The 11,396-nt window shown below is 38.0% G+C and carries 12 protein-coding genes; all 12 read right to left on the bottom strand.

Annotated elements, in window-relative coordinates:
- Positions 1–18 precede the first annotated feature (18 nt).
- Entirely contained in the window at positions 19–1,722 is a 1,704-nt protein-coding gene (locus AC1FXP_RS07725) for a proline--tRNA ligase (protein WP_480060008.1), read from the bottom strand.
- Between the two features lie 31 nt (positions 1,723–1,753).
- Entirely contained in the window at positions 1,754–3,010 is a 1,257-nt protein-coding gene (rseP, locus tag AC1FXP_RS07720; protein WP_480060006.1) for an RIP metalloprotease RseP, read from the bottom strand.
- Between the two features lie 20 nt (positions 3,011–3,030).
- Positions 3,031–4,179 (bottom strand): 1-deoxy-D-xylulose-5-phosphate reductoisomerase, encoded by a 1,149-nt coding sequence (locus AC1FXP_RS07715; protein WP_480060004.1) that lies wholly within the window; start codon positions 4,177–4,179, stop codon positions 3,031–3,033.
- Positions 4,180–4,222: 43 nt separating this feature from the next.
- Positions 4,223–5,020, bottom strand: coding sequence for a phosphatidate cytidylyltransferase (locus tag AC1FXP_RS07710; RefSeq protein WP_480060002.1), 798 nt, complete (start codon positions 5,018–5,020; stop codon positions 4,223–4,225).
- Between the two features lie 14 nt (positions 5,021–5,034).
- Complete coding sequence (locus tag AC1FXP_RS07705) at positions 5,035–5,802, bottom strand: isoprenyl transferase (protein ID WP_480060000.1); 768 nt, start codon at positions 5,800–5,802, stop codon at positions 5,035–5,037.
- A gap of 147 nt (positions 5,803–5,949) precedes the next feature.
- The gene (frr, locus tag AC1FXP_RS07700) at positions 5,950–6,507 is read right to left on the bottom strand and encodes a ribosome recycling factor (RefSeq protein WP_480059998.1); all 558 of its coding nucleotides are present in this window, start codon (positions 6,505–6,507) and stop codon (positions 5,950–5,952) included.
- Positions 6,507–7,226 carry a UMP kinase gene (gene pyrH / locus AC1FXP_RS07695; RefSeq protein WP_034629591.1) on the bottom strand — a complete coding sequence of 240 codons (720 nt, stop codon included), beginning with the start codon at positions 7,224–7,226 and terminating at the stop codon, positions 6,507–6,509. The genes frr and pyrH overlap by 1 nt, the downstream gene beginning before the upstream one ends.
- 78 nt (positions 7,227–7,304) lie before the next feature.
- On the bottom strand, positions 7,305–8,186 hold the full coding sequence (tsf, locus tag AC1FXP_RS07690; protein WP_480059996.1) for a translation elongation factor Ts: 882 nt from the start codon (positions 8,184–8,186) through the stop codon (positions 7,305–7,307).
- A 141-nt stretch (positions 8,187–8,327) separates the two neighbouring features.
- A complete protein-coding gene (gene rpsB, locus AC1FXP_RS07685) occupies positions 8,328–9,050 on the bottom strand; it encodes a 30S ribosomal protein S2 (RefSeq protein ID WP_480059994.1) in 723 nt (240 codons plus the stop codon).
- Positions 9,051–9,212: 162 nt separating this feature from the next.
- Positions 9,213–9,692: a DUF6115 domain-containing protein gene (locus AC1FXP_RS07680; RefSeq protein ID WP_480059992.1), complete on the bottom strand. Its 480-nt coding sequence runs from the start codon at positions 9,690–9,692 to the stop codon at positions 9,213–9,215.
- A gap of 444 nt (positions 9,693–10,136) precedes the next feature.
- Positions 10,137–10,901, bottom strand: a complete 765-nt coding sequence (locus tag AC1FXP_RS07675) for a FliA/WhiG family RNA polymerase sigma factor (RefSeq protein ID WP_480059990.1) — start codon at positions 10,899–10,901, stop codon at positions 10,137–10,139.
- Positions 10,902–10,957: 56 nt separating this feature from the next.
- A complete protein-coding gene (locus tag AC1FXP_RS07670; protein WP_480059988.1) occupies positions 10,958–11,371 on the bottom strand; it encodes a chemotaxis protein CheD in 414 nt (137 codons plus the stop codon).
- Positions 11,372–11,396 lie beyond the last annotated feature (25 nt).

The following is an 11,396-nucleotide window of genomic DNA, read 5'->3' as shown; positions in this document are numbered from 1 at the left end:
TAAATATAAAACTGTAGGTTACTTACTTAGCAGCTTTTTTAACGTTTCAAGTAAGTCAGAAACATGGACTTCAATCATTTCCCCGCTCTTTCTTATTTTCAACTCAACAATTCCTTCAGAAGCTTTCTTACCAACACCTACTCGGATTGGTAAACCTAGTAAATCTGAATCCTTAAATTTCACCCCTGCTCGTTCAGGGCGATCATCAAATAATACATCATACCGTTCCTGTTTTAATGTTTGATAAAGCTCTTCCCCAAGATTCCTCTGATCTTCATCTTTCACATTTATAGTAACTAGATGTAGATCAAATGGAGCAACAGAGGTTGGCCATACAATTCCATTCTCATCATGATGTTGCTCAACAATGGCAGCCACTGTTCTAGATACACCGATACCGTAACAACCCATAATCATTGTTTGTGTCTTGCCATTTTCATCTAAGTACGTTGCGCCAAGAGCCTCGCTATATTTTGTACCGAGTTTAAACACATGTCCCACTTCGATACCCTTTGCAAATTGAATTGTACCTTTTCCATCAGGTGATGGATCCCCTTCTTGAATGAGGCGTAGATCTTCATATTGTGTAACCTGAAAATCTCGTCCTGGATTCACATGTTTGAAATGCTTATCCTTCTCATTAGCACCGCATACACCGTTTGTTACAAATTCAATAGCGTGATCAGCAATAATCTTTACTGAACTAGGTACTCCAATTGGTCCAACATATCCTGTTTCGCATCCTAAAATACTAACTGTTTGTTCTGGAGTAGCCAGTTCTACTATTGCTTTTCCAAGGACATTGCCTACTTTGATCTCATTTACTTCATGATCTCCACGTACAAGAACAAGCACTGGTTCTTCATTCACAATAAAGAGAAGTGATTTTATTGTTTCACTTGAATTTACATTTAAAAACGATGTAAGTTCGATAATCGTCTTCGTATTTGGTGTGTGAATCTTTTCAAGATCTAACGGATCAGCAGATGATTTCTCATACAACACATGCACAGGAGCGATTTCAATGTTCGCAGCGAAATCTGATTGATCGGAATAAGCAATCGTATCTTCTCCAATATCACTAAGAACCATAAACTCATGAGTATCCGTACCACCAATTGCTCCTGAATCAGCCTCAACCGCACGAAAATCAAGCTCGCAACGTGAGAAGATATTTCGATAAGCAGAATACATATCTTGATAGCTTTTATCAAGCCCTTCTTGTGATGTATCAAAAGAATATGCATCCTTCATAATAAATTCACGTGAACGAAGAATACCAAATCTAGGTCTTCTTTCATCACGATACTTCGTTTGAATTTGATATAAGTTCATCGGAAGCTTTTTGTAAGACTTTACATCATCACGAACGAGAGTTGTAATAACTTCTTCATGGGTTGCACCAAGAACGAAGTCACGCTCATGTCGGTCTTTCAACCTCATAAGCTCTGGACCATAATCACCTAAACGACCAGATTCTTCCCACAGTTCAGCAGGCTGAATAGCTGGCATAAGCACTTCTTGTCCCCCAGCTTCGTCCATTTCACTTCGAATGATTTCTTCAACTTTCCTAAGTACTTTTTTCCCTAAAGGCAAGTATGAATATATTCCAGAAGCCGTTTGGCGAATAAGTCCTGATCTAAGCATAAGCTGATGGCTTTTTATTTCTGCATCAGCCGGTACATCCCGTAATGTAGGTGTTAAATAATTCCTTTGTCTCATTGTTTAAGTCCTTTCCAACTTGTCATTTCACTTACATGAAAAATTTATTAATATCGTTCCATGTTACAACAATCATTAATAGCATGAGTAAAGCAAATCCAATAAAGTGAACTAGTCCTTCTTTTTGTGGATCCATCGGCTTTCCTCTTAATGCTTCAAGTCCAATAAAGATTAGACGTCCACCATCCATTGCAGGAATAGGAAGCAAATTAATAATTCCTAAATTAACACTTAGTGCAGCTGCCCATTGCATTAAAACAAAGATCCCCATCGCTGCGGCTTCCCCTGTGTAATTGTAAATGCCAACAGGGCCGGCTACATAATCTAATGAAAAGTTCCCGGTTACAATCATACCAAGTACTTCAAAAATCATCGTCATAAACATATACGTTTGCGTAAATCCGAAAACAATCGAACCCATTAACGAAAATTCGGTTGGCCTTGCAATCCCAACAAATCCTTCTGGATCACCAAATTGTCCCACTCTTTCATCAGGCGTTATGGGAATCGTTAGCGTATGACCATTACGTTCTACTTCAAAAACAATGGCCTCATTTGGATGTTGCTGAATAATCGCTGTCATTTCTTCCCAATTATCAATCGGTTGACCATCTATCGAAAAAACCTGATCTCCTTCTTGTAAGCCTGCCTCAAGGGCTGCACTATCTGGTGTAACGTCACCAATACGTGCTTCATCTACAGGCATTCCTTGGAACAATGCAAAGGCAATCAAAATGACAACAGCTAAAATGAAATTCATCATTGGCCCTGCGAAAATAGCTAGTGCACGTTGACCTACTGTCTTAGATCCAAATTGACGATGCCAAGGAGCGATTTGTGTTTCTAGCTCATCTTGTACAAGTGCTGCTTGTTCATCAACTTGATATTGAATTCTTTCTCCTTCGTCGTTATACGCTTCAATAATAAGCTTGTGCTCTAAATCTATTTTTTCTACCTGTACAACAAGTGCTTCAGGATGCTTTGACTTGTTATTAACTATTATTTTACTTACTTTTCTTGCAGCATTAAAAACAAGACCTATTTCATAACCTGGCTTAATATCAATCATTTCAGGATCTTCGCCAGCCATTCGAACAAATCCACCTATCGGAAGCAGACGAATGGTATACACTGTTTCATTACGTTTAAAAGAAAAAATCTTAGGTCCAAACCCAATAGCAAACTCCCGACATAAGATACCTGCCCGTTTGGCAAAGTATAAATGCCCCCATTCGTGAATGAAAACAAGTAGTCCAAAAATAATTATGACTGATATTAACGTATTCATCAGTTAATCGTCCACCTTTCTTATTTGATGGTAGAGTGGATAAACGCCCTCGTCTCGGCATCAACTTTTATTATCTCTTCTAATGTCGGTTGCTTAAGTACGGTATGTTCTTCAAGAGCTTTCTCAATTACATGCTCAATTTCTAAGAAAGATATGCGTCCCTCTAAGAAGTATGCAACAGCTATCTCATTTGCAGCGTTTAAGACCGTTGGCATCGTTCCCCCAGCCTTCCCTGCTTCATATGCAAACCTCATACAGCGAAATCTATCCATATCTAATTTTTTAAAATTTAAAGAACCGACTTCCCATAAATGTAGCCGTTCATTTGATATAGAATCAAACCGTTCTGGGTATGTTAACGCATATTGAATAGGTACACGCATATCAGGAGTTCCTAGTTGGGCAATCACACTTCCGTCTACGTACTCAACCATTGAATGAATAATACTTTCTTTATGTAAGACAACATCAATCTTCTCATATGGAATATTAAATAACCAATGAGCTTCAATGACTTCCAACCCTTTATTCATCATCGTTGCTGAATCAATCGTAATTTTTGCTCCCATTGACCAATTAGGGTGATTTAGAGCTTCTACAACAGTAACACCTTCTAATTCATCACGAGATCTATCTCGGAAACTCCCACCAGAAGCTGTTAAAATTAAGCGATCTACTTCATTAATATTTTCTCCATTTAATGCTTGAAAAATAGCTGAATGCTCACTATCCACTGGAATCAGTGAGACATTATGACGGCTCGCAGCATCTGTAACAATGTGCCCTGCTGTAACCAATGTTTCTTTATTAGCTATAGCTATCGTCTTTCCCGCCTGAATCGCAGCAAGTGTCGGCGCCAAGCCCACACTGCCAAGAACGGCATTAACGAGTATATCTGAGTCTGGTGTAGTTGCAATTTCCACTAACCCGTCTGTTCCATAAACAACCTTCGTCTCATTAGGAACATTATGAATTAGTTTATCATAATCCTCCTTCGATTGTACTGACAAAAGCGCTGGAGTAAATTCATGAACTTGTTGTAACGCAAGATCTATATTTCTTCCCACTGACATCGACTCTAATGTAAAATGTTCTGGATGTTTACGAATCACATCTAATGTTTGTGTTCCGATTGAACCCGTAGCCCCTAACAAACTTATACGCTTCACATTTTCACCTACTATTATAAAATCAATTTCCCTTTTTTCTATCTTAGATTAGTTGAAGCAAATGTAAGATTGGCATAACATATATCAAACTGTCAAACCGATCTAAAATTCCTCCATGTCCTGGCAGAACATTCCCTGAATCCTTTACAGAATAATGCCTTTTCAACGCAGATTCAACTAAATCCCCCAATTGGCCGAATACTGAAGCAACAATAATTACGAAAAGTGCCGTAATATAACTAGGAAAGATAGGAAAATAAAAATAAAAGGCAGACCCTACAATAACAGCAGCTATAATGCCGCCTATCGAACCTTCAATTGTTTTCTTTGGACTGATATCTGGCCAAAGCTTATTTCTCCCCAACTTACGCCCAACAAAATAAGCACCTGAATCGGTTGTCCAAATTAAAAGCAAAACAAAAAACACAAGATACAATCCATAATCCGGTATTTCTCTTGTCATAATTAAGTAATGAAAGCCAAAACCAACATATACAGATGAAAGTATAACAAAACCAACTTGATCAAATGTAAACGTATTTTTAGTTATCACTGTAAACATAAGTAAAACTAAAATAACAAATATAAAAATTTCTACTTTTGTAAAATGTGACGGAACAACTTGTTCAAACCAGTTTGTCGGAACTAATAGTAACCACATCGATAAAAGACTTATGATCCCCATGATCGAAATAGGTGCGATTCTTTTCATTTTCAGCAATTCAATCATAGCCACTGATGCTAAAATTGAAATAAACAGGGAGAAAATCCATCCCCCAAGCAAAACCATCGTAACGAAAACAGCTCCACCTATTATTCCCGTAACAATTCTTTGTTTCATATTACTTCGCCCCTTTAAACGCCACCGTATCTCCGCGCTCTTTTTTGATAGACGGCAATGGCTTCTACTAGGTGCTGCTCGTTAAAATCTGGCCATAGAACATCTGTAAACCAAAACTCACTATACGCCACTTGCCAAAGCATAAAATTACTAAGTCGGAGTTCTCCACTAGTCCGAATTAGAAGATCTGGGTCACGCAACTCAGCAGTCATGAGGTGCTCTGTTAGAACAGACTCATCAATTTCAGCGGCTTGCAATGCTCCGCTTTCAACTTGCTGTGCAATCTCTTTAACAGCATTCATAAGTTCATAACGACTTCCATAATTAAGAGCAAAATTTAAAACCAGTCCCGTGTTGTTTTCAGTGTCTTTTACTGCTTTTGAAACAGCCTTCTTTGTATGTTCTGGTAATTTATCAATACTCCCCATTAAACGCACTTTCACATTTTTTTCTATCAACGTTGGTAATTCTTTATTAAGAAAACGTTCAGGCAACTTTAATAAATAGTCAACTTCCGTCTTGGGACGTTTCCAGTTTTCTGTTGAAAATGCGTATAATGTTAAGATTTCAATACCAAGATCGTCAGCTTTGCGAACGATTTTGTTAATGACTTTCATACCTTCTCGATGTCCAGCTATACGTGGCAAGCCTTTTTGTTTTGCCCATCTTCCATTTCCATCCATTATAATAGCTATGTGTTTAGGGACATTTATATCAACTATATCCTTGCTTTTTTCTTGCGATGATATAGTTGATTTCCATTTTGATAACTTTTCAAGCATGTTTGCGCCCTCCATCTATGTAAGCAGCAGGTTCATCTTCATTTAGCTTTGCCTTTTTTTCGAAGACTCATAACCACTAAGAAAGTGTAAAAAACCCCCTAGAATAAAAGAGGGTCTTTTACTATGTCTATTTTACATGGAACTTGCTTACACTTCCATGATTTCTTTTTCTTTCTTTTCTGCTACCTCATCCACTTGCGCAATACTTTTGTCTGTTAATTTTTGAACATCATCCGTACTGCGACGAAGTTCATCTTCCGTCATTTCGCCATCTTTTTGACGTTTCTTCAAGTCGTCATTTGCATCACGACGAACATTACGTACAGCTACCTTTGCCTCTTCAGCTGCTTTTTTAACTAACTTAACAAGATCCTTACGGCGCTCTTCTGTTAATGGCGGGATCTGAATACGGATTACTGTTCCATCATTTGAAGGAGTTAACCCAAGATCAGCCATTTGAATTGCACGTTCAATATTTGCAATCGATGATTTATCAAATGGTTGAATAGTAAGTAATCTAGCTTCAGGTACTGAAATCGTTGCTAGTTGATTAAGTGGTGTATCAGCACCATAATATTCTACTGTAACACGATCAAGTAACGCTGGATTCGCTCGCCCTGCTCTTAATTTAGCTAACTCGCGGTTTAAAGCTTCAATTGCTTTTGCCATGCGTTGTTCGGCATCTTTTTTTACTTCAGCTGACATTATGAATTCCCCCTTACTAATGTACCAATTTCTTCACCAAGTACTGCTCGCTTAATATTTCCTTCTTCCATAATAGAGAAGACAATTAATGGTATGTCATTATCCATACATAATGAAGAAGCTGTTGAATCCATTACTGCTAAACCTTCTTTTAGGACGTCCATGTAAGAAATTTTCGTGTATTTCTTCGCATTTGCATCAACTGATGGATCTGCACTATACACACCGTCCACTTTGTTTTTCGCCATTAAGATAACTTCAGCTTCAATCTCAGCAGCTCTTAACGCAGCTGTAGTATCTGTTGAGAAATACGGATTGCCGGTTCCGGCAGCAAAGATCACAACACGCTTCTTTTCAAGGTGGCGGATCGCCTTACGACGAATATATGGTTCAGCTACTTGTCGCATCTCAATCGATGTTTGTACACGTGTCTCACAACCGATATCCTCTAAGCTATCTTGCAAAGCTAACGAATTCATCACCGTTGCTAGCATCCCCATATAATCGGCTGTTGCTCGGTCCATGCCCTTTGCACTTCCAGCCATTCCACGCCAAATGTTACCACCGCCGACAACAACAGCCACTTCTACTTGCAGTTCAACAATTTCTTTAATTTGTTTCGCTACAGATTGAATAACAATTGGGTCAATTCCATACCCTTGTTCTCCCGCTAATGCTTCACCACTTAGCTTTAATATTACTCGTTTATATGTTTGCATGAAAACCCTCCGCCATGAGTTGAAGTTATTGAATTCTCTCTGAAAAAAGGGACACACTGTGCCCCTACTCGCAAAAATTTACTTCTTAACTTGAGACATTACTTCTTCAGCAAAGTTATCTTCGCGTTTTTCCATGCCTTCCCCAACTTCATAACGGATAAAGCTTTTCACAGAAGCGCCTTTGTTTTGAACGTATTTACCAACTTTTTGATCACCATCTTTAACAAAAGGTTGATCTAGTAGACATACTTGCTCAAAATATTTTGAAAGACGACCTTCTACCATTTTCTCAACGATATTAGCTGGTTTGCCTTCGTTTAAAGCTTGTTGCGTTAACACTTCACGCTCACGTTCAACTTCCTCTTTTGACACTTCATCACGAGAAACGTATGTTGGGTTAATTGCAGCTACATGCATTGCAACATCTTTTGCAAGTTCAACATCAGTTGACCCAGCTACTACTGAAAGGACACCAATACGTCCACCCATATGTAGGTACTCACCAAATACGTCACCATCTTCTTTTTCTACAACTTCAAAGCGACGTAAAGAAATTTTCTCTCCAATTTTTGCAATAGAAGCATTGATATATTCTTGAACAGTTTGTCCATCTGCAAATGGTTGCTCTAGAACTTCTTCAACAGATGCAGGAGTGTTAGAAATAAGGTGTGAAGCTAGATCTCCAACTAGCTTTTGAAAGTTCTCGTTTTTAGCTACGAAGTCTGTTTCAGAGTTAACTTCAACGATAACTGCTTTGTTTCCTTCAGACTTTACAAGAGCAAGACCTTCAGCCGCTACTCGATCAGCTTTTTTAGCAGCACTTGCAATTCCTTTTTCACGAAGGAAATCTACCGCTTTCTCCATATCACCATTAGTTTCAGTTAATGCCTTCTTACAATCCATCATTCCTGCGCCTGTTTTTTCACGCAATTCTTTTACCATACTTGCTGTTACAGCCATTCAAAACGCCTCCTTAATAGTGTCAGTATGTACACGTACATGAACGTATAAACAATAATTTCTTGCGAAAAGTAATCAAATTTACAAAAAAAGATGGCAAAAGGGTAATCCCCCTTTACCACCCTTTTTTAGTAAATGAAATTAAGCTGTTGTTGTTTCTTCAACTTCAGTTGCTTCTTCTTCACCAGAAGTAGCTTCGATTACTGCATCTGCCATTTTACCTGTTAAAAGTTTAACAGCACGAATTGCATCATCGTTTCCTGGAATTACATAATCAATTTCATCAGGGTCACAGTTTGTATCTACAATCGCAACGATTGGAATGTTCAATTTGTGAGCTTCCGCAATTGCAATGCGTTCTTTACGAGGATCAATAACAAAAAGTGCATCAGGAATCCCTGGCATATCTTTGATACCACCTAAGAACTTTTCTAAACGCTCCATTTCCTTTTTAAGAAGGATAACTTCTTTCTTAGGAAGAACATCGAATGTACCGTCTTCTTGCATCTTTTCAAGATTCTTAAGACGAGTAATACGCTTTTGGATTGTTTCAAAGTTCGTTAACGTACCACCTAACCAACGCTGGTTAATGAAGTACATACCACAACGCTCAGCTTCCTCTTTAACAGAGTCTTGAGCTTGCTTTTTCGTACCAACGAAAAGGATTTTTCCTCCGTCAGCTGCTAAGTCACGTACAAAATTGTACGCTTCCTCAACCTTTTTAACTGTCTTTTGTAAATCAATAATGTAAATACCGTTACGTTCTGTGAAGATGTAGCGATCCATCTTAGGGTTCCAACGACGAGTTTGGTGACCGAAGTGTACCCCAGCTTCTAGTAATTGCTTCATGGAGATTACTGCCACATCAAACACCTCCTTTAAAATTGGTTTTTTTTATCCTCCGCTCTCATCATCTCTATGTGACACTGAAAAGTCAGCACCATCACATAAATTAGAGGGCGTGTGTGATTAACACCGTTGATTAATATATCATATCAAAAGCCTAGTTGCAAGCAGAATTAGACATTAACGATGAAATTTCAACATTAATTCTACTTCTCCTTTTCCTAAGCCTAATTTTTTAGCAATTTGTCCTGTATCTAAGCCCTGTTTCGATAGAGTGATCACTTTTGCTATATCTGACTGTTGATATATATCTGCATCCTCTTCTTCTTTAACAATTGGAGGTGTGTAGTCTTTGTATTTTTTCGTATTGTCATCTATTATTTGTTTATTAGTTTCATGATTTTGTGTTGTTACATGTGAGGGGGTCTTTAGATTAGCTTCTATTATAGCTTTTTCTTTATGTTCATTTAATTGCTTTACTAGTTGCTCATTCTCTTCTTTCATTTCTGCTGTATAGGAAACAAGCAAATCTTCTATTTCGTTTTTCAATTGCTCATAGTTTTCTTTCGAATTATGCGGCTGCTGCCTCATAAGAGTTAGAATCCATAGAAATGTAAACGCGTGAAGGAGCAAGCTAAAGGTAACGAGTAATGTCGTCATAGAATAATCCTTTCTCAACCAGAAAAGTCGATAAATCTTCCTTTAAAATGATGTTTCTATTGTTCCTCACAACTCTCATCCTCATGATGTTGACTGCGCTTATCGTGTTGTTATTGGTTGCACTTTGTACGCTCGAGTAACAATGTTTTTTATCGCTTGATACAATGACTCATAATTTTGATTATGCTCATGTCCTTATCATTTTTATTTAATAATGTGTTTTCGAAAGATTGTTGCTGTGAAGAAACGTCTTTTCTCGTAGTGAAATGGAGTGGAAGTCACTCGACTCCTGCGGGATGAAGAGGAAGGATCGAGACCCCACAGTACAAACAGCCGAGGAGGCCAGGTACCTCCTTGCGGGTGCGAGTGGCTGGAGCGTAATGGAACGAACATGTGGAGAACACGTACCCCCATAAAAACAACAAAGTATTCGAAAACAGCTATTTAATAAGATTTCTTCATCGCTTGTTGAAGTTTGAACAATGATTTTGAGTGTATTTGTGAAATTCGAGACGTTGAAAGCTTGAGAATTTGTCCGATTTCTGTCAATGTCAATTCTTCATAATAAAACAAGCTAATAACCAAACGTTCTTTTTCAGGCAGTTCATCAATGGCTTTAGCTAATTCTTTCTTTGTTTCTACATCGGTTGAATATTGTTCAGGTGTTTTAGCATCCTTGTCCTCTATTTGCGAGCCATATGTTTCATTCTTTGAAAACTCTTGTGCTTGTTCATCAATTGAAAGGATATTTGAAGTAAAATATTCCGCCATGACTTGTTCGACTTCCTCATATCCCATATTTAGTTCATTGGCTATCTCACCACTAGTAACAAAACGCCCTTTCTGTTGCTCTAACTTCTCTGTTGTCGATTCAATTTTTTTAATTTTATCCCTAGTAGACCTAGGGAGCCAATCTTCTTTTCTAAGACCATCTATAATAGCACCCCTAACCCGAAATGAAGCATATGTATCAAATTTTAGTTCTCTCTTTGGATCAAATTTTTCTAATGCATCGTACAATCCGATGAGACCATGACTTTTCAAATCTTCTGACCGAACACTCTTTGGAAGACCTGCAGAAATTCGCTGTACATGATAATTAACAAGGGGCATGTAACGACGAATTAGCTCATCGCATGCAGTATGGCTTCTCTCTAAAATCCATTTATCCCAGAGTAATTGATCTTCTACTGTTGTTACATGTCCCATAAAGTACCTCCATTAACGCAGATTGATTAAGAAAAAGAAATATGTATCTTCTTAAATTAAATTTCCTTCGTCCCTTGATTAACAGTACGTATTTGTAAGCGTTTTGAATGTGGGTTAAACTCAATTGTTCTCCCACTTTCCCCACCAACATCTTCTGAGAGAAGAGGTATTCGTAAATCTTTTAGCTTCTCTTTAACAGCTTCTACATTACGCGGTCCAATTCTCATTAAACTACTACTGCCTGTAGAAAAGGAAAACATCTGTGCTCCTCCGGCAATTTTTGCCTTTAATGAATACCTCAATGCACCCATTTTCTCTAACTCAACGAGTAAAGTAGGAATCGCTGTATTAGCATATTTCGCAACATTAGTCTTTTCCTGCCTACTAAGAGAAGAATTGAACATTTCTGAAAGTACTTTCCTCATAAAAGCTGAATCATCCACAACAAGAACCTTTATGTTATCTATCAAACCTATCCCCAATTTTCTGTAATGG

Source organism: Halalkalibacter sp. HAAS-P013 (assembly GCF_056619925.1).
This window is presented reverse-complemented; position numbering and strand designations above follow the sequence as displayed.

What these genes read in the sequence shown, in the direction of transcription:
- AC1FXP_RS07705 (WP_480060000.1), bottom strand. Translation starts at nt 5,802, where the DNA reads ATGCTTGAAAAGTTATCAAAATGGAAATCAACTATATCATCGCAAGAA.
- AC1FXP_RS07710 (WP_480060002.1), bottom strand. Translation starts at nt 5,020, where the DNA reads ATGAAACAAAGAATTGTTACGGGAATAATAGGTGGAGCTGTTTTCGTT.
- AC1FXP_RS07680 (WP_480059992.1), bottom strand. Translation starts at nt 9,692, where the DNA reads ATGACGACATTACTCGTTACCTTTAGCTTGCTCCTTCACGCGTTTACA.
- pyrH (WP_034629591.1), bottom strand. Translation starts at nt 7,226, where the DNA reads ATGCAAACATATAAACGAGTAATATTAAAGCTAAGTGGTGAAGCATTA.
- frr (WP_480059998.1), bottom strand. Translation starts at nt 6,507, where the DNA reads ATGTCAGCTGAAGTAAAAAAAGATGCCGAACAACGCATGGCAAAAGCA.
- AC1FXP_RS07725 (WP_480060008.1), bottom strand. Translation starts at nt 1,722, where the DNA reads ATGAGACAAAGGAATTATTTAACACCTACATTACGGGATGTACCGGCT.
- AC1FXP_RS07675 (WP_480059990.1), bottom strand. Translation starts at nt 10,901, where the DNA reads ATGGGACATGTAACAACAGTAGAAGATCAATTACTCTGGGATAAATGG.
- rseP (WP_480060006.1), bottom strand. Translation starts at nt 3,010, where the DNA reads ATGAATACGTTAATATCAGTCATAATTATTTTTGGACTACTTGTTTTC.
- tsf (WP_480059996.1), bottom strand. Translation starts at nt 8,186, where the DNA reads ATGGCTGTAACAGCAAGTATGGTAAAAGAATTGCGTGAAAAAACAGGC.